This window comes from Mesorhizobium sp. C399B, from assembly GCF_030323185.1.
Lineage (GTDB): Bacteria > Pseudomonadota > Alphaproteobacteria > Rhizobiales > Rhizobiaceae > Mesorhizobium.
This window is the reverse complement of sequence record NZ_CP100472.1, coordinates 2,798,336-2,823,431: the sequence shown is the minus strand read 5'-3', so window position 1 is coordinate 2,823,431 and position 25,096 is coordinate 2,798,336. Positions and strand designations below refer to the sequence as shown.

The window sequence follows — 25,096 nt, the reverse complement described above, 5'->3', positions numbered from 1 at the left end:
TCCTACCGGACAGAGGGGGTAAAGGATCGCTACAGAACGGCATTCCTTCAGCCTCGCCAGCCCCTCAAAACGCCTCCTTCACCCAACCCTTCGAGAACAGCCATCGGTAGGCCCACGGTATCGTCACCTTGGTCGATACCGGGTTCGAATGGGCGACATAGTCGTCATAGACCGGCTGCATCCTGGCGTAGAAGGCAGGGTCGAGCACCGTCATGCCGTTCTCCAGATCGTGGAAGAAACTGCGGTTGTTGAGATTGACCGACGAGATCGTCACCAGCCTTTCGTCGATCATCATGATCTTGGAGTGCAGCACGACATCGGGCGCCTTGAATTCGCGGATGTTGATGCGGTCGCCATATTTCTCGACGAACAGCTTGTTGAGCGCGGTCAGCAGCTTGCCGCCAATATCGCCCTTGAGGTCGATGCGGCCGACAATGTCGATCCTGACGCCGCGCGCCAGCGCCCGCTCGATGGCCAGGCTGAGCTTCGGCGTCAGATTAAGGTAGGGATTGACGATCTCGATATGGTGCCGGGCAGTGTCGATCAGCTCGACGAAATAGGTCTCGAGCGCATGGTTGTCCTCGTAGGGCACGGAAATGAAATGGCGCACCGTGCCCGGCGGGCGCCGGCTGTCGGAGCGCACCGGAATGGAGAAGGGTCTTGCGATGTTGGTGTCGGCGTCGCGCAGCCACAATGTCGAGAGATGCGCGGCCAGCGTCTCGACCGTGGCCGGGTCGGCAAACTCGATGTCGAAATCGCTCCAGTTCGAATAGTAGTTGAGCGAGAGGCCGTCGGTCTTGCCGTATTGCTCCAGGTTCGGATAGCGCGACAGGTCGATCGGCTTGTGGAAGAGGAAGCCGTCATGAATGTTGCGGCCGCCGATGATGACGCGCGAGCGGGCGGGATCCTCGGCAAGTGTCGCCAGCATCTTGACGTGATGGGTCTTGTGCAGCTGTGACAGTTGCTCGTCGACCGGCGCGCCGTGGTCGGCCCGCCAACGATATTCCTGCAACTCGACATTGGGATAATCGGCCGCCAGCCGGTGCAGCAGGGCATCGTCCTTGTCGCGCTCCAGCACGTCTGTGACCATGATGCGCACTTTGGTGCCGAGGGCTGCGTGATGGCGGATCAGCCGCTCGATGACGCGGCCGGAAAAATCGGCCTTGAACTCCAGCGACGACAGATAGACCAGCTTGAGTTTCGGCGCGCGCGAGAAATCGAGCGGCAGTTCGGGGTCGGCCTTGTCGAAGGCGCTGTCGGGTAAAGGCGCGCCGAGCAGCGCTTCGACCTTGGCGTTGAAGCCGTCGCGCGACTTGCGCAACAGGCGCGGTAACCCGAGCGGCAGCGAACAGGTCTGCGACAGCCAGCGGCCGGCATAGAAGATGCGGGCGAGTTCATCCAGGCCGGATGGACCGGGCACTGGACAACGCTCGTAGCGGCTGTCGAGCGCGGCTATCGCCGGATAGGCAACCTCTTCGCGCAGGATGGTGAGCGGGGCGCCTGTCGGCGCCAGGCTGGAGCTGAGCTTGAGACTGCAGCGGTTCAGGCCATCGCTGGGGAACAGGCTGGCGGTTTGCCCGGCCGACAGGCGGAGGCGGAAGGCGGCACCGCTCGCCACGCTGCGCGAGCCACCGCCGGCGCGAATCGCCAGCGCCCCGTCGCAGGCGCCCGATATCTCAACCGGCTGCTTTCCCGCCTGGCGCATCACGATCTCGATCGAGCGCGCCTGCAGGCCGGAAAAGCTGAACGTCTTTGGCGCGGAGGGCCGCGCGGCGGCGTTGACATAGAGCGTCTGCCGCGACACGCGCCAACGGCCGTTGAAATGGCCTTCGCCGGTGCCCCTACCTGCCGGCATCTGTTCGGCGCTAACCGGCTTCGCCAGCTGTTCCAGCGTCCGGTAGGTGGCCTGGAAATCGCGGTTGGCGATGGCGTGGCGGTCATGGCCGAACGGACCGGTGCCGTTCGCCCTATCGATGGCGCCGATCTGGTTGTGGGCGAGCAGCGCCAGAAACTGCCTTTCATAGTCGCTGGCACCGGCATCGCCGAAAAACGCTGCTGCTGCAGTCTGCGGTCCGGGCGTGCCGGCCGATACCGACGGCCGGCCGCAATCCTTCGCATCGGGGAAGAAATCGCAGCTGTGCCGGATCGGGGCGGCGCAAGCGGCAAGGGCCGCCAGCCCCAGCCCGGCCAGAGCCAGGCAGATGGCGCGGTTCATCCCGTGGCCCCGTTCATCGTCTTCAGCTCAGCCGGGTCGCGCGGCGGCATAAAGCCTTGCGGAAAGACCTTGCAGACGGGAAGTGCGAAAGTGGCGATCAAAAGCTCGGCCTCGCCGCGCATCTTTTTCGGCGCTGTCTTGTCATCACGGATCGCCTTTGCCGAGGCGACGAGCGCGCCGTCGCAGTCGCAATGATTATGGCGCGCGATGTAGCAGGCGTCATGGATTTGGCAGGCGCTGTCGAGGCGATTGACAGGGCGAGCCGAGAGGTCGCCGGTGCGGGTGCCGGGACCGCAGTAATTGCCGAAGACGAAAGGCGACGGGCGGGCCATTGCGATACGGACCGGCTTGGGCAGTTCGGCTTCCGGAACTACGGTCCATGGATTGGCGCAGGCGGAAAGCGCGACAAGCGGCAAGATGGCGAGCACCGCTCGCATTTTGATCCGCACCAGCTTTGCAAAAAAGTGTCCCACCCGGCGCAGCCAATCCTTAATAATAGGCGACATCGCGCTTGTTGCCACACTGGCCGATTTTGTGGCGAGGGCAAGGCGGCGCGGCCATCAGACAAACAGCCCGCGCTCTCTCTCGACTGCCTTGGTGATGAAGTTGGCGACGATCTGCACGCGGCGCAGTGGCCGGACCGATTCATGATAGACCAGCCAGTAGGCGCGGCGGATCGGCGTCACGATGTTAACGGGGATCAGCTCCGGCATAGAGCGGGCGACAAAGGTGTGCAAGATGCCGATGCCGGCGCCCGACCGCACCGCTTCGGCCTGGCCCAGCGCTGAGGAGATGGCGAAGCTGGTGCGCCAGTCCGGGCTGAACTCCGCCGCATAGTCGAGCGACGGGCTGACGATCAGGTCTGGGACATAGCCGATCAGCGTATGCTGGCCGAGTTCGGCAGCGGTCTCGGGTAAGCCGTGCGCCTGCGCATAGTCCCGCGAGGCAAACAGGCCGAGGGTGTAGTCGACCAGCTTTCCCGCCACCAGCCTGCCTTCGCTCGGCCGCTCGACGGTGATGGCGATGTCGGCCTCGCGCCGCGACAGCGAGAAGGAACGCGGCACCGGCACCAGCTGGATGGTGAGTTCGCGGTGCAGCGCGGTCAGCGCGCCAAGACGCGTGGCGAGGAATGCAACGCCAAACCCGTCGGGCGCGCCGATGCGCACCGTGCCTGAGATATCGTCGCCTTCGCCCGACACGGCGGAGCGCGCGGCGATCATGTCGGCTTCCATGCGCTCGGCAATATCGAGAAAGCGCTGGCCGGCCGGCGTCAGCTCGCTGCCGGTGGTAAGCCGGCGAAACAGTTTTGTCCGTAACGCATCCTCAAGCGCTGCGATGCGGCGCGAGACGGTGGCGTGATTGAGTTCCAGCCGCTTGGCGGCGCCAAGGATCTGCCCGGCACGGGCCACGGCGAGGAAGATGCGGACGTCATCCCAGTTCATTGGGGTGGTCCGGGCTAGCGGCGAACGCGGCGTTCTCGCCCACCCCCCTCTGGCCTGCCGGCCATCTCCCCCGCAAGGAGGGAGATTGGCAGCTCCGCCACCTGCGTCTCTTTTGGTGCGTTGAAGATTTGCGAAGGCGGCAGCCACATCTGATCTCCCCCCTTGCGGGGGAGATGTCCGGCAGGACAGAGGGGGGTGTGACGGAGCGCAACCTTCGGGCCTTTCAGCAATCTGTAATTTGCGGCAATTAATGCACACTCGTCCTTCGTTGTCTATTTCTTGCACAACGGTTGCGTTTCCCCTCGCGTTGCCTTCGCGCCTGCAAAGGGGTTGAATGCGCCATCACAAACTCAGGGAGAGAAACCATGATCGAATACGGTCATTTCATCGGCGGCAAGCATGTCGCCGGGACCAGCGGGCGCAAGCAGGACGTCATGCAGCCCATGGACGGCTCGGTGCGCGGCACGGTGGCGCTGGCTTCGCCGGCGGAACTGCGTGCGGCTGTCCTGAATGCCAAGGAAGCACAGATCAAATGGGCTGCGACCAACCCGCAGCGGCGTGTGCGCGTGCTGATGAAGTTTCTTGAACTGGTTTCCCGCGACTATGACGAACTGGCCGATCTCCTGGCGCGCGAGCACGGCAAGACCATCGCCGACGCCAAGGGCGACATCCAGCGCGGCCTCGAAGTGGTCGAAGTCTGCATCGGTGCGCCGCACATGATGAAGGGCGAGTTCACCGACGGCGCCGGCCCCGGCATCGATGTCTATTCGATGCGCCAGCCGCTTGGCGTCGTTGCCGGCATCACCCCGTTCAATTTCCCGGCGATGATCCCGTTGTGGAAGATTGCCCCGGCGCTGGCCTGCGGCAACGCCTTTATCCTGAAGCCTTCCGAGCGTGACCCTGGCGTGCCGATGCGCATCGCCGAACTGTTCCTCGAGGCTGGCCTGCCGGCTGGCGTTCTCAACGTCGTCAATGGCGACAAGGATGTCGTCGACGCCATCCTCGACGATCCTGATATCAAGGCTATCGGCTTTGTCGGCTCGACGCCGATCGCGCATTACATCTACTCGCGCGGCACGGCCGCGGGAAAACGCGTGCAGTGCTTCGGCGGCGCCAAGAACCACATGATCATCATGCCCGATGCCGACATGGACCAGACCGTCGACGCGCTGATCGGCGCGGGCTACGGCTCGGCCGGCGAGCGCTGCATGGCGATCTCGGTTGCCGTTCCCGTGGGCAACGACACCGCCAACCGGCTGATGGAAAAGCTCATCCCGCGTGTCGAAAGCCTCAAAGTCGGCCCGTCGACGGATTCGTCCGCCGATTTCGGCCCGCTGGTCACGGCGCAGGCATTGGAACGCGTCAAGGGTTATGTCGACACCGGCGTCAAGGAAGGCGCCGAGCTGGTCGTCGATGGCCGCGGCTTCTCCATGCAGGGCTACGAGGATGGCTACTATATGGGCGGCTGCCTGTTCGACAATGTGACGGCTGACATGCGCATCTACAAGGAAGAGATTTTTGGCCCGGTGCTGTCGGTGGTGCGTGCGCCGACCTATGAGAGCGCCATCAAGCTCGCCAACGATCATGAGATGGGCAATGGCGTGGCCATCTTCACCCGTGACGGTGATGCTGCTCGTGATTTTGCTTCGCGCGTCCAGGTCGGCATGGTCGGCATCAACGTGCCGATCCCGGTTCCGATCGCTTACTACACGTTCGGCGGCTGGAAGGCGTCGTCCTTCGGCGACCTCAACCAGCACGGCCCGGACGCGTTCCGCTTCTACACCAAGACCAAGACGGTGACCTCGCGCTGGCCCTCAGGCATCAAGGACGGTGCCGAGTTCGTCATCCCGACGATGAACTGACCGGACGATTTCGAAGATCGGCAAGAAGGCCTGGGTTGAACGTCCCGGGCCTTTCTTTGTACGAAACCGACATTGGCCATCACGTTTAAGCGATGGAACCAAGAGCCTGTCATCTGCCTTAAATTGCATTCCTGCCGTGGTGCAGGCCATCAAAATAGCGCCGGTAGCAGCCGGGGTTCTCGTCTGGCGCAAGGAGGTGTCAGATGACACGACGTCTTGTGGCGGCGATGTTCTTTGCGGTGTTCGCGATGTCCGGCATCGCCCAGGCTAAAGCCGATCAATGCGCGGCGCGGACCGACTTGGTCAAGGCGCTCGGCGAGAAGTTCCACGAAAACCAAGCCGCTCGTGGCCTGGTGAACCCAAATGTGGTGCTTGAGATATTCGTCTCCGACCAGGGCACGTGGACCATCCTGGCCACCGACACACACGGCCAAAGCTGCATCATCACGGCTGGCGAAGGCTGGGACGGGGCGGCTATGGCAGCAGTCTTGCCGGGCACCTGATAAAGACCGGTCGGAAGTCTGGAGCAGAGACGGAGTTCAGCGTGTGGCGGCCACTTCGGCATGGCCGCGCAGCAGTGCCATAAGGCGTTTGGCGTCCTTGGCGGCAGCCTCTTCGTCACCAGCCAGGATCGAGCGGATTAGCGCGACGTGGTGCTCGGCCGATTCGGCCAGTCCTGTGTCGGCCCTGTAGCGGAACCAGAAGCGGCGGCTGTGGGTCTGCAGGGGCGCGGCCAGACGGGCCGCAAACGGGTTGTCGGCGGCCATCGCCAGGGCCTCGTCGAGCGCCTTGTCGGCCTGGATGAAGGCCAGCACATTGCCCGAGATGACGGCCTTCTGCATGGCAAGGGCTGCCTCATGAAACAGGTCGGCGGCCTCGCGGGTGACGAAGCGGGCGGCCGAGCGCGCCAGCACCACCTCGACACCGCGCCTGGCATCCAGCACGCGCAGCCAGTCGCCGGGATGAAGCGGGGCAATTGCGATTCCGGCGCGTGGCCTGACGTCGAGCAGTCCTTCCCAGGCGAGGCGCTGGATTGCTTCGCGGACCGGCGTACGACCGAGCGCCAGCTTTTCGATCAGCGCGCCTTCCGTCACGAAGCTCGCCGGCGCCAGTTCCAGCGTCACGATCATATGCTCGAGTACATGGTAGGCCTTGGCGGCGGCCGGCTTGGGGTATGCTGTCTCACTGGATATCAAAGGTGGGCTCCTGATATATCTTCCATATATCACAACGGATTCCTCATTGACAGCCGGTTTTCCAACAGATATACGGCTGATATATCAGATGGAGAGACGATCATGTGGACCGGAGTTTTCCCCGCCGTCACGACCAAGTTCACCGAAGACGACCGCCTCGACCATGCCGAGATGGAGCGCTGCTTTGCTTTGCAGATGGAGGCAGGCTGCGACGGTATCATCGTCTGCGGTTCGCTCGGCGAAGGGCCGATGCTGTCGCATGACGAGAAGATCGAGGTGCTGAAGACTGCCCAGAAAGTTGCCGGCAGCAAGCCGGTTCTGCTGACGGTCAACGAGGCAGGCACCCGCGAGGCGGCGAGCATCGCAAAGCGCGCGAGCCGGGAAGGCGCCAACGGGCTGATGGTGGTGCCGAGCCCGATCTATCACACCAACCCGGAAGAGACGGTCGCCGCCTTGCGCGCCGTCGCTCAGGCCGGCGACCTGCCGGTGATGATCTACTCCAACCGCCTCGCCTACCGCGTCGACGTCACCGTCGACCAGATGGAAGAACTGGCCGCCGACAAGCGCTTCGTCGCCATCAAGGAGTCCTCCGACGACATCCGCCGCTCGACAGAGATCATCAACCGCTTCGGCGACCGCTACGATCTGTTCACCGGCGTCGACAATCTCGCCTTCGAGGCGCTGTCGGTGGGCGCCATCGGCTGGGTGGCGGGTCTGGTCGTCGCCTTCCCGCGCGAGACCGTCGCCATCTACCAGCTGATGAAGCAGGGCCGCCGCGAGGAGGCGCTTTCGATCTACCGCTGGTTCCGGCCGCTGCTCGATCTCGATGTCTCGACCTATCTGGTCCAAAACATCAAGCTTGCCGAAGTGCTCGCGATCGACACAAATGACCGCGTGCGCATGCCGCGCCAGCCGCTGTCGGGCGAGCGCCGCAAAGCGGTCGAGAAGATCGTCAAGGACGCGCTGGCGGTACGGCCGAAGCTGCCGCAGTTCTGAAGGCTTTCTTCTCCCCGTGCACGTGCACGGGGAGAAGATGGCGGCAGCCGGATGAGGGGCAGCGCCGACGTGCAAGGAAATTCCAGGGACACAGAGGAGGGCCGCCGCCCCTCATCCGCCCTTCGGGCCCCGCAGCCCTTTGCTGGCGCTCCGGGCGTTCGTCGTTCGGAAAGCCAAGCAGTCGGCTTTTCCACCGCTTCGCGGACCACTCCTCACCCCCGTGAACGGGGAGAAGGGGTAGATATCGCCATTGTCGGTGGCGGCATTGTCGGCATCTGCGCTGCGGCCATGCTGGCCGAGGCCGGGCGCAGCGTCACGGTCTTCGACCGCACCGGCATCTGCGAGGAGACGAGCTCCGGCAATGCCGCCGCCTTCGCCTTCTCCGACGTGCTGCCGCTGGCGCATAAGGGCATGATGCGGCACTTGCCGAAATGGCTTGCCGATCCGCTCGGGCCACTCAGCATCCCGCCGGCCTACTTGCCGAAGCTGTTGCCTTGGCTGTTGCGCTTCTGGCGCGCTGGCGCACCAGAAAAATATGAGGCGAGCCTTGCTGCTCAGGCAGGCATGATGAAGCTCGCCGAGGCCGAATGGATGGGCCTGCTCGACCGTTCCGGCACGCGGCCGATGCTGCGCGAGGACGGCTCGCTGGAGCTTTATGAAAGCGAGGCCGAATTTCAGGCCGGGCTGCCGGGCTGGGCGGCGCGCGAGCGCTTCGGCATCGGCTTTCGCCATGTCGAAGGCGACGAACTGGCGCGGCTGCAGCCGGGACTGTCGCCGCGCTTCATCAAGGGCACCTTCGTGCCGGGCTGGAAGACCGTCGCCGATCCGAAACTGCTCGGCAAGGGGGTGTGGGCCTATGCCGAAAGGCTGGGCGCGCGTTTCGAAAAGGCGGGCATAGAGCGTGTCGCCGCCAATCCTGATGGCGCGACGCTGACGCTGACGGACGGCACGACCAGGCAGGCAAGACATCTTGTCGTGGCCGCCGGGGCATGGTCGCATCTGCTGACGAAGGCGCTTGGCGACACCATCCCGCTCGAAACCGAGCGCGGCTACAACACGACACTGCCGAAGACCGCTTTCGACGTGCAGCGGATGCTGATCTTTTCCGGCCATGGCTTCGTCATCACGCCACTCGAGACGGGCTTGCGCGTCGGCGGCGCCGTCGAGTTGGGCGGTCTCGACCGGCCGCCGAATTTTGCGCGCTCGAAGGCCATGCTGGAAAAAGCCAGACAGTTCCTTCCGGGGCTGGACGCGTCAGGCGGCCGCGAGTGGATGGGCTATCGCCCGTCGCTGCCGGATTCGCTGCCGGTGATCGGCACGGCGCGAACCGCGCCCAACGTTGTCTACGCCTTCGGCCATGGCCATCTCGGCCTGACCCAGGCGGCGGCCACCGGCCGCTTGATCCGCGATCTTGTTCTCGGGCAGACTTCGCGGATCGATCTTGCCCCCTTCAGCCCGCAACGGTTTTGAGTTCGAGGAAATCATGGCCAGAAAATCCTTCTTTTGCATCGACGGCCATACCTGCGGCAATCCGGTGCGGCTGGTGGCCGGCGGCGGCCCTTTGCTTCAGGGGTCGACGATGATGGAGCGGCGGGCGCATTTCCTGGCGGAGTATGACTGGATCCGCACCGGGCTGATGTTCGAGCCGCGCGGCCACGATGTCATGTCGGGCTCGATCCTCTATCCGCCGACGCGCGAGGATTGCGACATAGCCATCCTGTTCATCGAGACGTCGGGCTGCCTGCCGATGTGCGGCCACGGCACGATCGGCACGGTGACGATGGCCATCGAACATGGGCTGATCAAGCCGAAGACACCCGGCGTGCTCCGGCTCGACACACCGGCCGGGCTGGTCATCGCCGAATACAAGCAAGTCGGCGACTATGTCGAGGAGGTGCGCATCACGAATGTACCGTCCTTCCTTTATGCCGAGGGACTGACGGTCGACTGCCCGCAGCTTGGCGAGATCACCGTCGATGTCGCCTATGGCGGCAATTTCTACGCAATAGTCGAGCCGCAGGCGAATTTTCGCGACATGGCTGATTATTCCGCCGGCGATTTCGTCGCCTGGAGCCCTGTGGTGCGGCAGCGGCTCAACGAGAAGTACTCGTTCGTGCATCCGGAAAACCCCGGCATCAACCGGCTGTCCCACATGCTGTGGACCGGCGAGCCGACGGTGGAGGGGGCCGACGCACGCAACGCCGTCTTCTATGGCGACAAGGCGATCGACCGCTCACCTTGCGGCACCGGCACCTCGGCGCGCATGGCGCAGCTCCATGCCAAGGGCAAGCTCAAGGCCGGCGACAGTTTTGTCCACGAATCGATCATCGGCTCGCTGTTCAAGGGCAAGGTCGAGAAGGACGTCACTGTTGCCGGCAAGCCGGCCATCATTCCCTCGATCGGCGGCTGGGCGCGGATGACCGGCCTGAACACCATCTTCATCGACGACCGCGATCCGTTCGCGCACGGTTTTGTGGTTAAGTGATACGGTAGGCTGCCGATCATCCACCGAGACCAAGACTTGGACCCAGAGCGGGACCTCTTGGCGAAACCAGTCAGCGAAAGGTTAGCGCGTTGGGCGAGGCATCCACCGCCATAAGTCGGGAAGGAACCCATGTTGCAGCTGGTCAGTACGGAATGTGGCTAAAAAACGAAGCCCGCCAACAACGCAAGGATTCGTCTCATCGCCGAATTTTGACCGGGATTTCTTCGAAATGAGGTCGCTGGCCCGGCTGAATCGTCAAAGACATTGCGTTATGCCAATGATAGGGTCCGCGATAGTCCAGGGGTCGGGAGCAAAAAAACGGGCAATCGGAAGGCGTGCCGGCAAAACACGCTCGACGTTTGAAAAATCACGTTGCAATCCGGGCTCGAAACTTTACGACTAGGGGAAATACGAAAAGGAATGCGTCTGCATGGGCGACATTCCAGGGGAGCCATGTACACATGCAGTACTTTGTCCAGCAGCTTATCAATGGGCTGACGCTGGGATCGATCTATGGGCTGATCGCAATCGGCTACACGATGGTCTACGGCATCATCGGCATGATCAACTTCGCCCACGGCGACATTTTCATGGTCGGGGCATTCGCCGCCCTCGTTGTCTTCCTCATCCTCGGCTCCTTGTTCTATTCGGTCCCGGTCGTCCTGGCGCTGCTGATCATGATGATCGTGGCGATGCTGCTCACCAGCCTCTACAACTGGACGATCGAGAAGGTGGCCTACCGGCCGCTGCGCGGTTCGTTCCGGCTGGCGCCGCTGATCACCGCCATCGGCATGTCGATCGCGCTGTCGAACTTCATCCAGGTGACGCAAGGTCCGCGCAACAAGCCGATCCCGCCGATGGTCAGCCAAGTCTACAACATCAACGGCATCAGCGTGTCGCTGAAGCAGATCATCATCGTCGTCGTCACCGCCCTGCTGCTGGCGCTGTTCTGGTACCTGGTCAACAGGACTTCCCTCGGCCGGGCGCAAAGGGCGTGCGAGCAGGACCGCAAGATGGCGGCGCTGCTCGGTGTCGATGTCGACCGTACGATCTCGATCACCTTTATCATGGGTGCAGCGCTTGCGGCCGTCGCGGGCACGTTGTTCCTGATGTATTACGGCGTCATCGCCTTTTCCGACGGCTTTGTGCCGGGGGTCAAGGCCTTCACCGCGGCCGTTCTCGGCGGCATCGGGTCTCTGCCGGGCGCGGTGCTTGGCGGGCTTTTGATCGGCTTCATCGAGAGCATGTGGTCGGCGTATTTCTCGATCGACTACAAGGACGTCGCGGCGTTCTCGATCCTGGCGATCGTGCTGATCTTCCTGCCTTCCGGCATTTTGGGCCGGCCAGAAGTCGAAAAGGTCTGAGACAATGGCGGTTTCCGTATCCTCGGAGCGCGACACCGTCGCCTCCCCCGTGCAGCGTGCATTGCGCGAAGCGTTCTATGCCGGCGCCATCTCGCTGGGGTTGTTCATTCTCTTCATCGGCCTGAAGACCGACCAGAACATAAGCAACCAGCTGATCCTGGTGCAGCGCTGGTTGCTGCTCATCACCGTGGTCGTGCTGACCATGCTTGGCCGCTTCTTCTACATTGCATATGGCCAGCCGTTCATGGCCAATCAGAAGATCACCAATGTCGCCACCGGCCTGTTGCCGGCGAGCGTCGCGTCGCGCTTCTTCCTGCTTCCGGCCTTCATCGTCGCCGTTGTGCTGGCGGTTGTCCTGGTTGCGTTCGGCAGCGCCCTGCCGGTGTTGGTGGGACCCGATCTGGCCGGCTACCTTCAGTTCCTGCGCGCATTGGCCGTCATTTACGCGCTCGCTTGCGTGATCTTCTATTTCCGCTCCTTCATCCACGCCAATTTCACCAAGCTCGGGATTGCGGCGCTGGTGCTATACCCGATCCTCGTCGTCGTGGTGCTGTCGATCTACGCGTGGTCGATAACCGGCGGCCTGCAGGGCTCGTTGAAGTGGGTCGACAATTTCGGCATCCAGATCCTGATCTATGTGATGCTGGCCTGGGGGCTGAACATCGTCGTCGGCCTCGCCGGCCTGCTCGATCTCGGCTACGTCGCCTTTTACGCGGTCGGTGCCTATGCCTATGCGTTGCTCGGTTCGCAATACGGCCTGTCGTTCTGGATCCTGCTGCCCGCCGCCGGCGCCATGGCCGCCTTCTGGGGCGTTATGCTCGGCTTTCCGGTGCTCAGGCTTCGTGGCGATTACCTGGCGATCGTGACGCTGGCCTTCGGCGAGATCATCCGCCTGGTGCTGATCAACTGGCGTGAAGTCACCAACGGCTCGGCCGGCATCTCCGGCATCCCGAAGGTCACCTTCTTCGGCCTGATGACGTTTAATTCGACCGACCCGAACTATATCGGCAAGGTGCTGCACATCGCCCAGTCAAGCGCCTACTACAAGATCTTCCTCTACTATCTCATTCTCGGGCTGGCGCTGCTGACCGCCTTCGTCACCATCAGGCTCAGGCGCATGCCTGTCGGCCGCGCCTGGGAGGCGCTGCGCGAGGACGAGATTGCCTGCCGCTCGCTTGGCATCAACACCACCACCACCAAGCTCACCGCCTTTGCCACCGGCGCCATGTTCGGCGGTTTTGCCGGCGCCTTCTTCGCCGCACGGCAAGGCTTCGTCAGCCCTGAATCCTTCGTCTTCCTGGAATCGGCGATCATCCTGGCCATCGTGGTGCTCGGCGGCATGGGCTCGCTGGTCGGCATCGCGGTCGCCGCGCTGGTGATGATCGGCGGCACCGAGGCACTGCGCGAACTCGATTTCCTGAAAAGTGTCTTCGGAAAAGATTTCACGCCGGAGCTTTACCGCATGCTTTTGTTCGGCATGGCGATGGTCATCGTAATGCTGTGGAAGCCGCGCGGCTTTGTCGGCAGCCGTGAACCGACGGCCTTCCTCAGTGAACGAAAAGCGGTCTCCTCCTCCTTCACCAAGGAAGGGCACGGCTGATGAGCGCGACCTCCATTCAGAAGACCAATCCGGGTATGAAAGACGCCATCCTCCAGGTCGAGCATCTTTCGATGAAGTTCGGCGGCCTGATCGCCATCGGCGATCTGTCGTTCCAGGCCAAGCGCGGCGAGATCACCGCTCTGATCGGACCCAATGGCGCCGGCAAGACCACCGTCTTCAATTGCATCACCGGCTTCTACAAGCCGTCGGAAGGCATGATTACGCTCAACCGGGCCGACGGCTCGAGCTTCCTGCTCGAACGGCTGCCCAATCATGAGATCCCGGCGCGCGCCAAGGTGGCGCGCACCTTCCAGAACATCCGCCTGTTCTCGGGCATGACGCTGCTGGAGAATCTGCTGGTTGCCCAGCACAACAAGCTGATGAAGGCATCCGGCTATACGATCCTGGGCCTGTTCGGGATCGGCGGCTACCGCAGAGCCTCGGCTGAATCGGTGGAGCTTGCCAAGCACTGGCTGGAGAAGGCCGATCTTGTCGATCGCGCCGACGATCCGGCCGGCGACCTGCCCTATGGCGCGCAGCGGCGCCTCGAGATTGCGCGCGCCATGTGCACAGGGCCCGAACTTCTGTGCCTCGACGAGCCTGCGGCCGGTCTCAATCCGAAGGAGTCGGCTGCGCTGAATTCGCTGCTGATGGACATCAAGAGCAGTACCTCGATCCTGCTGATCGAACATGACATGTCGGTGGTCATGCAGATTTCCGACCATGTCGTGGTGCTTGAATATGGCCGCAAGATTTCCGACGGCAGCCCGCAATCGGTGCGTACCGACCCGCGCGTCATCGCCGCCTATCTCGGCGTCGACGACGAGGAGGTCGAGACGGTGCTGACCGAGGTTGGCGATGAAGACGTCATCGAGCAGCTGGACATCGGGCCGGATTCGGCTCACGGACCAGGCACATCGTCTTCCTATCTCGCCGGCCCGGTAAGCGACACGATCGGCCACAGCCAGGGCGAGCGGGTCACAGTGTCGAAGGGAGCTTCAAAAGCCACCCAATACGATACAAGAGCCAACTCCGCGCCAAGAGCACCGTCCGAGCGTCTAACGGCCAAGTCCAAGCCGGCGGCCACCAAATCCCCGACAGGCAAGCCGCGCGGAGGGCGTAAGTGATGGCCGAGACAACGCTCCTCGACATCAAGGGCGTCGAGACCTACTACGGCAACATCAAGGCGCTGAACGGCGTCGATGTCCACGTCAACCAGGGCGAGATCGTCGCGCTGATCGGTGCCAACGGTGCCGGCAAGTCGACGCTGATGATGACCATCTTCGGTGCGCCGCGCGCTCGTGCCGGCTCAATCACTTTCGCCGGCACCGACATCACCCAGATGCCGACGCACGAGATCGCCCGCATGCGTATCGCGCAGTCGCCGGAAGGCAGGCGCATTTTCCCGCGCATGACGGTGATGGAAAACCTGCAGATGGGCGCCGGTCTCGACAATCTCAAGCACTATGACGAGGATGCCGAGAAGGTGTTCGCGCTGTTCCCGCGCCTCAAGGAGCGCATTGCCCAGCGCGGCGGCACGCTGTCGGGCGGTGAGCAGCAGATGCTGTCGATCGGACGTGCGCTGATGGCGCGGCCTAAGCTGCTGTTGCTCGACGAGCCGTCGCTGGGTCTGGCGCCGCTGATCGTCAAGCAGATCTTCGATGCCATCCGCGAGCTGAACCGCACGCAAGGGCTGACTGTGTTCCTGGTCGAGCAGAACGCCTTCGGCGCGCTCAAGCTCGCCACGCGCGGCTATGTCATGGTCAACGGCAACGTGACCATGAGCGGCACAGGCAAGGAATTGCTCGCCAATCCGGAAGTGCGGGCGGCCTATCTCGAAGGCGGCCATCACTGATTTTGGAGCGGAATGTATGCATACGGTATTCCGCTCCAACTTGTTTGTTTGTCGCATGACCTTTGTCCGAAAAGTCTGCAACTTTTCGGGATCATGCTAGGGAGTCTTCATCATGCAAGGCATTCTTCACGAGGAACCTTCCATCTGGCAGTTCTTCTTCGTCACCTGTCTGCTCGGCGGCTGGGCGGCATGGATGACCGGCAAGGCCAGCGCCCAGACATGGCGCAGCCTGCCGGCGCTGTTCGCCTATCTGCTGGGCCTCGGCATCGGCATCAGGTTCATCCATCATGCCTTGTTCGGCGGCACGATGTTTTCGCTGCAATACTATGTCGTGGACACAATCGTGCTCATGATATTGGGGTTTGTCGGCTATCAATACACGCGTACGAACCAGATGGTGACGCAGTATAATTGGCTTTACGAACGGGCTTCGATCTTAAGCTGGAAACCGAAAGGTTGACGTTCATCATTAACGCCGTTCCGGGGATGAATCGGCGTGACAAGGGCCTGAAAATCGGCAAAGTACGCTTTCTGCGATAAGGGTGGGCATCGCATGAAAGTTTCATCCACGCCCACCTCGTAAATGGGAGCGTTTAAATGAAGAAATCACTTTTGTCCGCCGTTGCCCTGACCGCGCTTGTCGCGTTCGGTGGCAATGCATGGGCTGACGTTATCGTCGGCGTCGCAGGTCCGATCACCGGTCCGAATGCGGCCTTCGGTGCGCAGCTGCAGAAGGGTGCGGAAGCGGCCGTTGCCGACATCAACGCCGCAGGCGGCATGAACGGCGAGCAGATCAAGCTCGAAGTCGGCGACGACGTCTCCGATCCGAAGCAGGGCATTTCGGTCGGCAACAAGTTCGTCGGCGACGGCGTGAAGTTCGTGATCGGCCACTTCAACTCGGGCGTCTCGATCCCGGTTTCGCAGGAAGTCTACGTCGACAACAACATCGTCGAAGTAACCCCGGCGGCGACCAACCCGAAATTCACCGAGCGCGGCCTGTGGAACGTGTTCCGCACCTGCGGACGCGATGACCAGCAGGGCGGCATCGCCGGCGGCTATATCGCGACCAACTTCAAGGACGCCAAGGTTGCCGTCATCCACGACAAGACCCCCTATGGTCAGGGCCTTGCCGACGAGACCAAGAAGGCGATGAACGCAGCCGGTCTGACCGAAGTCATGTATGAAGGCGTCAATGTCGGCGACAAGGACTTCTCGGCGCTGATCGCCAAGATGAAGGACGCCGGCGTCACCCTGATCTATTGGGGCGGCCTGCACACCGAAGCCGGCCTGATCATCCGCCAGTCGGCTGACCAGGGCCTCAAGGCTACATTGATGTCGGGCGACGGCATCGTGACCGACGAGCTGGCTGCGATCGCCGGCGATGCGGTTATCGGTACGCTCAACACGTTCGGTCCAGATCCGCGTCTGATCCCCGAGAACAAGGCACTGGTCGAGAAGTTCCGCGCCCAGGGCTTCGAGCCGGAAGCCTACACTCTCTACTCCTACGCCGCCATGCAGGTGATCGCCGAGGCCGCTGCCGTGGCCAAGTCGAACGACCCCGTGGAAGTGGCCAAGGCGCTGCACGAGAAGGGTCCGTTCAAGACCGTTCTGGGCGATCTCGCCTATGACGCGAAGGGCGATCCGAAGCTCCCGGGCTACATCATGTACGAATGGAAGAAGGGTCCGGACGGCAAGATCTCCTGGTTCCCGAAGTCGTAATTCGGGACACAGCTCTATGGAATGCCCGGCGCTCGCGCCGGGCATTTTTCTTTGGTGACAGGGCGCAGCGAGGGTGGCTGGATAAGCCGCTAGCCGGGGTCGAATTTGTGCGGGCACGACAATTAGCGTCACCTCGCGACGCCAATCGCACGCAGCTTTTCGAGCAGAGGTGCTAGAATCCCATTTAAATCGGTTTAATCTCTCCCCGATTTTGGTTGCACTGCAGCATTTTCGCGTTAATCATGCCTCTGCCCCATCCCTCCCTGTCCGGAGCCTCCTTCCTTGGCCATCACGAAGATCCTCGTCGCCAACAGGTCCGAAATTGCCATCCGCGTCTTTCGCGCGGCCAACGAGCTCGGCCTCAAAACCGTGGCGATCTGGGCCGAGGAGGACAAATATTCGCTTCATCGGTTCAAGGCCGATGAAAGCTACCAGGTCGGGCGCGGGCCGCATCTGGCCAGGGACATGGGGCCGATCGAAAGCTATCTGTCGATCGAGGAAGTGATCCGGGTCGCCAGACTGTCCGGCGCCGACGCCATCCACCCGGGCTATGGCCTCCTGTCGGAAAGCCCTGAATTCGCAGATGCCTGCGCCGAGGCCGGCATCACTTTCATAGGGCCGAAGCCCGACACGATGCGCCGGCTCGGCAACAAGGTCGCCGCGCGCAATCTGGCCATCGAGGTCGGCGTGCCGGTGGTGCCGGCAACCGAACCGCTGCCGGACGACATGGAAGCAGTCAAGCAGCTCGCCAAGACAGTCGGCTATCCTGTGATGCTCAAGGCATCATGGGGCGGCGGCGGGCGCGGCATGCGCGCCATCCGCGCGGAAGCCGACCTCTCCCGCGAGGTGATGGAAGGCAAGCGCGAGGCCAAGGCCGCCTTCGGCAAGGACGAGGTCTATCTCGAAAAGCTGATCGAGCGCGCCCGCCATGTCGAGGTCCAGGTGCTCGGCGACACGCATGGCAACGCGGTGCATCTGTTCGAGCGCGACTGCTCGATCCAGCGCCGCAACCAGAAGGTCGTCGAACGGGCGCCGGCGCCCTATCTCAGCGAGGCATTGCGCCAGGAGCTTTGCGGCTATGCGCTCAAGATCGCGCGCGAGACCAGCTATATCGGCGCCGGTACGGTGGAATTCCTGCAGGACGCCGACACCGGCAAATTCTACTTCATCGAGGTCAATCCGCGCATCCAGGTCGAGCACACCGTCACCGAGCAGGTGACCGGCATCGACATCGTCAAGGCGCAGATCCACATACTGGACGGCTTTGCCATCGGCACGAAAGAGTCGGGCGTGCCGGCGCAGGCCGACATCAGGCTGAACGGTCACGCGCTGCAGTGCCGCATCACGACCGAGGATCCGGAGCATAGTTTCATTCCGGACTACGGCCGCATCACCGCTTATCGCGAAGCCGCCGGTTTCGGCATCCGCCTCGACGGCGGCACCGCCTATTCGGGCGCGGTCATCACCCGCTTCTACGATCCGCTGCTGGAGAAGGTGACTGCCTGGGCGCCGACACCGGCCGAGGCGATCGCCCGCATGAATCGGGCCCTGCGCGAGTTCCGCATCCGCGGCGTGGCGACCAACCTCACCTTCCTCGAGGCAATCATCAACCACCCGCGCTTCGCCGACAATTCCTATACGACCAGGTTCATCGACACGACGCCGGAGCTGTTCGCGCAGGTGAAGCGGCAGGACCGCGCCACCAAGCTGCTCAACTATCTGGCCGACGTCAGCGTCAACGGCCATCCCGAAACCCGCGGCCGACCGATGCCCAAGACCGATGCGGCAGCGCCTGTCGTGCCCTATCTCAACGGCAATGTGCCTGATGGCAGCAAGCAGAAGCTAGACGCGTTGGGGCCGGAGAAATTCGCTGCCTGGATGCGTGAGCAAAAAGAGGTGCTTGTCACCGACACGACGATGCGCGACGGCCACCAGTCGCTGCTCGCCACCCGCATGCGCACGCATGACATTGCCGGCATTGCCGGCACCTACGCGCGGGCGCTGCCGCGGCTGCTGTCGCTGGAATGCTGGGGCGGCGCCACTTTCGACGTCGCCATGCGCTTCCTCACCGAGGATCCGTGGGAGCGGCTGAGCAAAGTGCGCGAAGCAGCCCCCAACCTTTTGCTGCAGATGCTTCTGCGCGGCGCCAACGGCGTCGGCTACACCAACTATCCCGACAATGTCGTGCAACATTTCGTCAGCCAGGCCGCTGCTGGCGGCGTCGACCTGTTCCGCGTCTTCGACTGCCTGAACTGGGTCGAGAATATGCGCGTCGCCATGGACGCGGTGGGCGCCGAGGGCAAGCTGGTCGAAGCAGCGATCTGCTACACCGGCGACATCCTCGATCCGGCGCGCGCCAAATACGATCTCAAATATTATGTCGGGCTGGCGAAGGAATTGCAGGCCGCCGGCGCCCATATCATCGCCGTCAAGGACATGGCCGGGCTTTTGAAGCCTGCCGCCGCCCGCGTGCTGTTCAAGGCGCTGCGCGAAGCCACCGACCTGCCGATCCATTTCCACACCCACGACACGTCAGGCCTGTCGGCGGCGACGGTGCTGGCGGGCGTGGAAAGTGGCGTCGACGCCATCGACGCGGCGATGGATTCCTTCTCCGGCAACACCTCGCAGCCTTGCCTGGGCTCGATCGTCGAGGCGCTGAAGGGAACCGAGCGCGATCCCGGCCTCGATCCGCAATGGATCCGCAACATCTCCTTCTACTGGGAAGCGGTGCGCAACCAGTATGCGGCCTTCGAAAGCGATCTCAAGGGGCCAGCCTCGGAAGTCTATCTGCACGAAATGCCGGGCGGCCAGTTCACCAACCTCAAGGAGCAGGCGCGTTCGCTCGGGTTGGAAACGCGCTGGCACGAGGTGGCCCAAGCCTATCACGACGTCAATTTGATGTTCGGTGACATCGTCAAGGTGACGCCGTCATCCAAGGTGGTCGGCGACATGGCGCTGATGATGGTGAGCCAGGACCTGACCGTTGCCGACGTCGAAAACCCGGCCAAGGACATCGCCTTCCCGGACTCGGTCGTCTCGATGCTGCGCGGCGATCTCGGCCAGTCGCCCGGCGGCTGGCCTGAGAAGCTGCAGAAGAAGGCGCTGAAGGAAAACAAGCCGATCACCGTGCGGCCGGGCTCGCTGCTCAAACCGGCCGACCTCAAGGCCAGCCGCAAGGAGATCGAGGCGAAGCTGGAGCGCAAGCTTTCGGAGTACGAATTCGCGTCCTGGCTGATGTATCCGAAGGTGTTCACCGACTTCGCCGCCGCGCAGGAAACCTACGGGCCGGTCAGTGTGCTGCCGACGCCGACCTATTTCTACGGCATGAAGTCCGAAGACGAGATCTTCCTGGACATCGAGAAAGGCAAGACGCTTGTGGTGCGCTGCCTTGCGATCGGCGATGTCGATGAGAAGGGCATGGTCACCGTGTTCTTCGAGCTCAACGGCCAGCCGCGCCGCGTCAGGGTGCCGGACAGGGCGCATGGCGCCTCGGCAGCCAAGGCACGGCGCAAGGCCGAGCCCGGCAACGAGGCGCATGTCGGCGCGCCGATGCCGGGCGTGGTCTCCGCCCTTTCGGTTGCCGCCGGCCAAGCGGTCAAGGCCGGCGACGTGCTGTTGTCGATCGAAGCCATGAAGATGGAGACGGCCCTTCATGCCGAGCGCGACGGCACAGTGGCCGAAGTGCTGGTCAAGGCCGGCGATCAGATCGATGCGAAGGATCTGTTGATCGCGTTTGGCTGACGCGCGGATCCATCACACTGGGGACGGCTGGCAGCAGCCGTTCACGAAGCGCCGATAATGGCTTGACCCGCCGCGCCCGCTCGGGCATCGAACCCGCTCCCAATTTACCGCGCCAGAATCGCGGTGCTTAAAAAGTAGCGGAGAAAAAACATGGCCGACGACATCACAGATACCAGCCAGACTGTTGCCGCCGGCCAGTTGCGCGCCTTCATCGAGCGCATCGAGCGGCTCGAGGAAGAAAAGAAGACCATCGCCGACGACATCAAGGAAGTGTTCGCCGAGGCCAAGGGCACCGGCTTCGACACCAAGGCGATGCGGTCGATCATCCGGCTGCGCAAGAAGGACCAGGCCGAGCGCCAGGAAGAGGAAACCATCCTCGATCTCTACAAGGCCGCGCTCGGCATCGTGTAAGGCTGTCTGGAAATTCTACTCCGGCTGATATCGCCGGAGCGAATTTCGAAACAGTCTCGGGCCAAGGAATGATGCTGGAACGGGCATCGAACCATGAGCGAATTCGACTTCGGCGCCCGCCGCGCCTCTGAATTCCGCCAACGCAGCTTCTGGGCGCTGTTCGCCGAACGGCATCCGGAGGAACGCGCTTCCATGGCGCGGCGCGGACCCTGGTTCTGGCAGCGCGGGCTGCCTGACGTCGCTCTGGTCCTGTCCATGTATGTCGCGCCGGCGCAAAGCCAAGTTGGCGTCTTTTTCGGCCGTAACGGGAAGTTCGGCGCGACCGGGGTCTGGTCGCGGCTGAAGCCGTTCCAACCGGCAATCGAAGACAGGCTGAAGCTCAGGCCGGAGCAGAGCTGCGAGGGCCTCGGCATCAATTCGATGTGGCGGGTGAACTGCTATGCCGAGGACAACTGGCCGGCCATGGCCGACTGGCTGGTGACGGAATGCTCGCGCTTCGAGCGCGCCGTCACCGACGTGCTGGGAGAGGGATAGCTATCAGGTGTTGGTGCAAAGCATCGGATCCTTCTTCGGCTCGCGCTGGCAAGGCGCGGTGCCGGTCGAGCGGTTGTTCTGGCGCGATCTAGTCCTTGTCGGCACGGCGATCAACATCGCCTCGTCGGTGGCCGCGCTCATTCTGCTCGGCTTGAAGCTGCCGCTCGCCGTCGTCCTGGCGGTGCATTTCGCGCCCGTGCCCTACAACATCTTTCTGACCTTTGCCGTCTGGCGAACCACGGAAAAATCCAGTGGCGCCAAGGCTTCGTTGATGACGCTCGGGGCTACGCTTTGGCTGATCCTGGTGGTGGTTGTCTGAGAAGATTGACACGAAAAAGGGCGGCCGAAGCCGCCCTTTGAAGATGGTGGTCAAGCCGCGGCTTAAGCCGCCGGCTCGAATTTCAGCGCCACGCCGTTGATGCAATAGCGCAGGCCGGTCGGCGGCGGGCCGTCCTCGAAGACATGGCCGAGATGGCTGCCGCAGCGGGCGCAGTGACATTCGGTGCGGACCATGCCGTAGCTGCGGTCGACGGTGTTTTCGACCGAACCGGGCACCGGATCATTGAAGCTCGGCCAGCCGGTGCCGCTCTCGAACTTGAGCTTGGATTCGAACAGCGGCTGGTCGCAGCCGACGCAGGAAAAGGTGCCGGCGCGCTTTTCGTAGAGCAGCGCGCAGCTTCCGGGCCGTTCGGTGCCATGGCCGCGCATGACCGCATATTGCTCGGGCGTCAGGCGGGCGCGCCATTCGGCGTCGGTGCGGGTGATAGGGTAGGTGTGGGTGTCCATTTGATCTCCTCAGCCTTGGCGGCTTGTTGTTGGTTGCAAGCTATATTCGCTTAGAGATAGGCGTTTGTTACGTGTTTTGCTCGCATTTTCAGCCGAGCTCCTACCCAATCGCCTGAAGATAGCGGGCGATCGACGCATGAAATGCCGTTCTTGCGCCGCCGATGATGTTCTGCTGCCACCACGCGCCGTAGATGTCGTCGAATTCGAAAGGCTCAAGTGCCGCCGCGATGCGTCGCACGGCCGGCGCATTGAGCGGAATGTAGTTCGGATAGCTGTACATGAAGCTGACATGGCGACGCGTCGGCGTCACCTGCAATATGTCGCCGGACAGCAGGGCGTTACCGTCATCGCGTTTCCAATGCAGCACCTGGCCGCCGGCAAAATGGCCACCGCAACGCACGAGTGTCAGCGACGGGTTTATGGCCAGCGTCTCGCCCGCCCAGCTGACGATGGCGTTGTGCGGCCGCATGATCCACTGGCGGTCGTCGGCATGGAGATAGATCGGCACGCCGCCAAACGCCTCGCTCCACTCGACCATCACCGAATAATAGTGGCAGTGCGAAATGGCGATCGCGGCCAGGCCGCCGCGACGGTTGATTTCGGCTACCGCCTCGTCGCTCACCATCGAGATGCAATCCCACAGCACATTGCCGTGCGGCGTCTGCGCCAGCAGCGCCCGCTGGCCGATAGCAAAGCGCGGCTCGATGCCGAAAGCGAGAACGCCGGCATCGTCCTTCATCACAAGCCTATGCCCGGCAGAGAGTTCTTCCCCAGTGATCCAGGCCTGGCCTTCCCAGCGCACATATTGCCGCTCGTCCTCGCAGATCGGGCAATTTTCTGGAGGGGTCTGCGTTGCCGCGAACTGGACGCCGCATTGCGGGCAAAGAAAGCAGGTCATCGGTTTTCCTCTCATATCAATGCTTGCGTGAAAGCTGCTTCGTCGCGGCTTCCAACCCGGCCAGCGTCAGTGGGAACATGCGGCCGCCGAAGAGATCGCGGATCATCGCGATCGAATGGGTGAAGCCCCAGTTTTTCTGATTTTCGGGGTTCAGCCAGACCGCATTCGGCCATTGCTGGATGAGGCGGCCAAGCCAGACACTGCCGGCTTCCGGGTTCCAATGCTCGACCGAACCGCCGGGATGCGCGATCTCGTAAGGGCTCATCGAGGCATCGCCGACGACGATCACCTTGTAGTCGGGGCCGTATTTGTGAAGCAGATCGAAGGTCGGGATGGTCTCGGCATGCCTGCGCCGGTTGTCCTTCCAGACGCCCTCGTAAAGGCAGTTGTGGAAGTAAAAATATTCGAGCTGGCGGAATTCGGCGCGGGCGGCCGAAAACAGCTCCTCGACGCTTTTGATGTGGTCGTCCATCGAGCCGCCGACATCGAAGAACATCAAGAGCTTCACGGCGTTGCGCCGTTCGGGGCGCGTCTGCACATCGAGATAGCCGTGCTCGGCGGTGGCATGGATGGTGCCGGGCAGGTCGAACTCTTCCTCCGCACCCTCGCGCACCCAGCGGCGCAGGCGCTTCAGCGCCACCTTGATGTTGCGGGTGCCGAGCTCGACGGCGTCGTCGAAATTTTTGAACTCGCGCTTGTCCCAGACTTTCACCGCACGGCGATTGCGGCTTTCATGCTGGCCGATGCGCACGCCTTCGGGATTGTAGCCATAGGCGCCGAAAGGCGAAGTGCCGCCGGTGCCGATCCATTTCGAGCCGCCCTGGTGGCGGCCTTTCTGCTCCTCCAGCCGCTGCTTCAGTGTCTCCATCAGCTTGTCGAAACCGCCGAGCGCCTCGATCAGTTTCTTCTCTTCCTCGGTCAGGTGCTTTTCGGCGAGCCGGCGCAGCCATTCCTCAGGGATGTTGGCGACACCGACGGCATCGGGGCCGGTGAGCGCCTCGATCCCCTTGAAGACATGCGCAAACACCTGGTCGAAGCGGTCGATATGGCGTTCGTCCTTCACAAGCGCGGCGCGGGCGAGGTAGTAAAAACCCTGGACGTCATAGTCGACCAGCCCGGCCTCCAGCCCTTCCAGCAGCGACAGATATTCCCTGAGCGAAACGGGAACGCGCGCGGCCTTTAGTTCGAGAAAGAAGGGGAGGAACATGGTTGGCCGTTATCTATGCCGAACGGTCACGGCTGAGTCGCCACGGGCACTGTCGATTTCGCCGGATTGCAGAAGATTTGCCACTGTACGTGGGTTGGGCATGGGCAAGTGCTTTGCGATGCGGGCTTCCGCCCATTCGCGCATAGCCGAAACGGCATCGGCTATCGCTTCAGCCGGGTTTGCGCCGGCCCCGTGGCAGCCGGCGAGATCGGGCATCCGCACTCCCCAAACGCCGTCACTGCCATCCAGGATTCCGACATAGCGGATCATTCGGCTCCTTCCGCGTTATTTCGATCGCGCTCGCATCATAGCAGATCATACTCGATAAAACCTGTCCGCCGCGCGACATGGTCGTAGAGCTTGCGCGCTGTGGCGTTGGTTTCGTGGGTCATCCAATAGACGTTCTTGACGCCGATCTTGCCGGCTTCCTGCTTGACCGCTTCAATGAGGGCCGCACCGATGCCCTTGCCGCGCACATCAGGGTCGGCGAACAGGTCCTGCAGGTAGCAGTTGTTTTTCTCCGACCAGCCGGAGCGGTGATAGAGATAATGGGTCAGGCCGACCGCCTTGCCGTCGAGCGTGGCGATAAACCCCTTCGGTTCGAATTCACCTTCCGTGAACAGTCGTTTCCAGGTGATGTCGTAGACCTCGTCCGGCAGCTTGGTCTCGTAGAAGGTGAGGTAGGCAGTCCACAGCCGCCGCCAGTCGGCATGGTCGGCCAGCGCCAGCGGGCGGACGGTGATCTCGGTCATTTCGGTTCCTCCAAAGCCTTATCGGATTCCGGC

The 25,096-nt window shown here is 62.7% G+C and carries 23 protein-coding genes and 1 pseudogene; 15 read left to right on the top strand and 9 right to left on the bottom strand.

Annotated features, from left to right (window positions below; genetic code table 11):
• Window positions 1-64: 64 nt before the first annotated feature.
• The 3 genes from NLY36_RS13500 to NLY36_RS13490 form a co-directional block, all read right to left on the bottom strand.
• Entirely contained in the window at window positions 65-2,215 is a 2,151-nt protein-coding gene (locus tag NLY36_RS13500) for a phospholipase D-like domain-containing protein (RefSeq protein WP_023736855.1), read from the bottom strand.
• A complete protein-coding gene (locus NLY36_RS13495; protein WP_023736856.1) occupies window positions 2,212-2,652 on the bottom strand; it encodes a phospholipase A2 family protein in 441 nt (146 codons plus the stop codon). Before NLY36_RS13495 ends, NLY36_RS13500 begins: the two co-directional genes overlap by 4 nt.
• 123 nt (window positions 2,653-2,775) lie before the next feature.
• A complete protein-coding gene (locus tag NLY36_RS13490) occupies window positions 2,776-3,657 on the bottom strand; it encodes a LysR family transcriptional regulator (protein ID WP_023668708.1) in 882 nt (293 codons plus the stop codon).
• A 365-nt stretch (window positions 3,658-4,022) separates the two neighbouring features.
• Between NLY36_RS13490 and NLY36_RS13485 the strand changes: the two genes are divergently transcribed.
• Together NLY36_RS13485 and NLY36_RS13480 are read left to right on the top strand one after the other, a co-directional pair.
• Window positions 4,023-5,519 carry a CoA-acylating methylmalonate-semialdehyde dehydrogenase gene (locus NLY36_RS13485; RefSeq protein WP_023736858.1) on the top strand — a complete coding sequence of 499 codons (1,497 nt, stop codon included), beginning with the start codon at window positions 4,023-4,025 and terminating at the stop codon, window positions 5,517-5,519.
• A gap of 203 nt (window positions 5,520-5,722) precedes the next feature.
• Window positions 5,723-6,022, top strand: a complete 300-nt coding sequence (locus NLY36_RS13480; RefSeq protein WP_023736859.1) for a hypothetical protein — start codon at window positions 5,723-5,725, stop codon at window positions 6,020-6,022.
• A gap of 36 nt (window positions 6,023-6,058) precedes the next feature.
• Here the strand turns inward: NLY36_RS13480 and NLY36_RS13475 are convergent, their stop codons facing one another.
• Window positions 6,059-6,649 (bottom strand): GntR family transcriptional regulator, encoded by a 591-nt coding sequence (locus NLY36_RS13475; protein ID WP_502882037.1) that lies wholly within the window; start codon window positions 6,647-6,649, stop codon window positions 6,059-6,061.
• Between the two features lie 168 nt (window positions 6,650-6,817).
• On the opposite strand from NLY36_RS13475, the gene NLY36_RS13470 reads away from it, so the two are divergent.
• The 13 genes and pseudogenes from NLY36_RS13470 (at window position 6,818) to NLY36_RS13410 (ending at window position 21,739) form a co-directional block, all read left to right on the top strand.
• Window positions 6,818-7,711, top strand: coding sequence for a dihydrodipicolinate synthase family protein (locus tag NLY36_RS13470; RefSeq protein ID WP_023736861.1), 894 nt, complete (start codon window positions 6,818-6,820; stop codon window positions 7,709-7,711).
• 288 nt (window positions 7,712-7,999) lie between these two features.
• The gene (locus NLY36_RS13465) at window positions 8,000-9,181 is read left to right on the top strand and encodes an NAD(P)/FAD-dependent oxidoreductase (protein WP_245260314.1); all 1,182 of its coding nucleotides are present in this window, start codon (window positions 8,000-8,002) and stop codon (window positions 9,179-9,181) included.
• 13 nt (window positions 9,182-9,194) lie between these two features.
• A complete protein-coding gene (locus tag NLY36_RS13460) occupies window positions 9,195-10,196 on the top strand; it encodes a 4-hydroxyproline epimerase (RefSeq protein WP_023736863.1) in 1,002 nt (333 codons plus the stop codon).
• Between the two features lie 461 nt (window positions 10,197-10,657).
• The gene (locus NLY36_RS13455; RefSeq protein WP_023668715.1) at window positions 10,658-11,560 is read left to right on the top strand and encodes a branched-chain amino acid ABC transporter permease; all 903 of its coding nucleotides are present in this window, start codon (window positions 10,658-10,660) and stop codon (window positions 11,558-11,560) included.
• A gap of 4 nt (window positions 11,561-11,564) precedes the next feature.
• Window positions 11,565-13,160: a high-affinity branched-chain amino acid ABC transporter permease LivM gene (gene livM / locus NLY36_RS13450; protein ID WP_023668716.1), complete on the top strand. Its 1,596-nt coding sequence runs from the start codon at window positions 11,565-11,567 to the stop codon at window positions 13,158-13,160.
• Window positions 13,160-14,266: pseudogene (locus NLY36_RS13445) on the top strand (ABC transporter ATP-binding protein); the annotation flags it as partial. The gene livM and the pseudogene NLY36_RS13445, both read left to right, overlap by 1 nt.
• Before the next feature lie 20 nt (window positions 14,267-14,286).
• A complete protein-coding gene (locus NLY36_RS13440; RefSeq protein ID WP_023668718.1) occupies window positions 14,287-15,015 on the top strand; it encodes an ABC transporter ATP-binding protein in 729 nt (242 codons plus the stop codon).
• Window positions 15,016-15,127: 112 nt separating this feature from the next.
• Window positions 15,128-15,475 carry a DUF6867 family protein gene (locus tag NLY36_RS13435; protein WP_023668719.1) on the top strand — a complete coding sequence of 116 codons (348 nt, stop codon included), beginning with the start codon at window positions 15,128-15,130 and terminating at the stop codon, window positions 15,473-15,475.
• A 137-nt stretch (window positions 15,476-15,612) separates the two neighbouring features.
• Window positions 15,613-16,734: a branched-chain amino acid ABC transporter substrate-binding protein gene (locus tag NLY36_RS13430; protein ID WP_023668720.1), complete on the top strand. Its 1,122-nt coding sequence runs from the start codon at window positions 15,613-15,615 to the stop codon at window positions 16,732-16,734.
• A gap of 282 nt (window positions 16,735-17,016) precedes the next feature.
• Window positions 17,017-20,475 carry a pyruvate carboxylase gene (gene pyc / locus NLY36_RS13425; RefSeq protein ID WP_023698418.1) on the top strand — a complete coding sequence of 1,153 codons (3,459 nt, stop codon included), beginning with the start codon at window positions 17,017-17,019 and terminating at the stop codon, window positions 20,473-20,475.
• Between the two features lie 150 nt (window positions 20,476-20,625).
• Window positions 20,626-20,886, top strand: coding sequence for a DUF2312 domain-containing protein (locus tag NLY36_RS13420; RefSeq protein ID WP_023698419.1), 261 nt, complete (start codon window positions 20,626-20,628; stop codon window positions 20,884-20,886).
• Between the two features lie 93 nt (window positions 20,887-20,979).
• A complete protein-coding gene (locus NLY36_RS13415; RefSeq protein ID WP_023698420.1) occupies window positions 20,980-21,420 on the top strand; it encodes a hypothetical protein in 441 nt (146 codons plus the stop codon).
• Window positions 21,421-21,427: 7 nt separating this feature from the next.
• A complete protein-coding gene (locus NLY36_RS13410) occupies window positions 21,428-21,739 on the top strand; it encodes a hypothetical protein (RefSeq protein ID WP_023688926.1) in 312 nt (103 codons plus the stop codon).
• A gap of 62 nt (window positions 21,740-21,801) precedes the next feature.
• On the opposite strand, the gene msrB is transcribed toward NLY36_RS13410, so the two are convergent.
• The 5 genes from msrB to NLY36_RS13385 form a co-directional block, all read right to left on the bottom strand.
• Window positions 21,802-22,206 (bottom strand): peptide-methionine (R)-S-oxide reductase MsrB, encoded by a 405-nt coding sequence (gene msrB / locus NLY36_RS13405; RefSeq protein ID WP_023698422.1) that lies wholly within the window; start codon window positions 22,204-22,206, stop codon window positions 21,802-21,804.
• Window positions 22,207-22,306: 100 nt separating this feature from the next.
• Window positions 22,307-23,104 carry an MBL fold metallo-hydrolase gene (locus tag NLY36_RS13400; RefSeq protein WP_023684142.1) on the bottom strand — a complete coding sequence of 266 codons (798 nt, stop codon included), beginning with the start codon at window positions 23,102-23,104 and terminating at the stop codon, window positions 22,307-22,309.
• Window positions 23,105-23,120: 16 nt separating this feature from the next.
• The gene (locus NLY36_RS13395; RefSeq protein WP_023698424.1) at window positions 23,121-24,311 is read right to left on the bottom strand and encodes a vWA domain-containing protein; all 1,191 of its coding nucleotides are present in this window, start codon (window positions 24,309-24,311) and stop codon (window positions 23,121-23,123) included.
• A 9-nt stretch (window positions 24,312-24,320) separates the two neighbouring features.
• Window positions 24,321-24,581: a type II toxin-antitoxin system HicB family antitoxin gene (locus tag NLY36_RS13390; protein WP_023698425.1), complete on the bottom strand. Its 261-nt coding sequence runs from the start codon at window positions 24,579-24,581 to the stop codon at window positions 24,321-24,323.
• 35 nt (window positions 24,582-24,616) lie between these two features.
• Window positions 24,617-25,063 (bottom strand): GNAT family N-acetyltransferase, encoded by a 447-nt coding sequence (locus tag NLY36_RS13385; RefSeq protein ID WP_023668728.1) that lies wholly within the window; start codon window positions 25,061-25,063, stop codon window positions 24,617-24,619.
• Window positions 25,064-25,096: the final 33 nt, after the last annotated feature.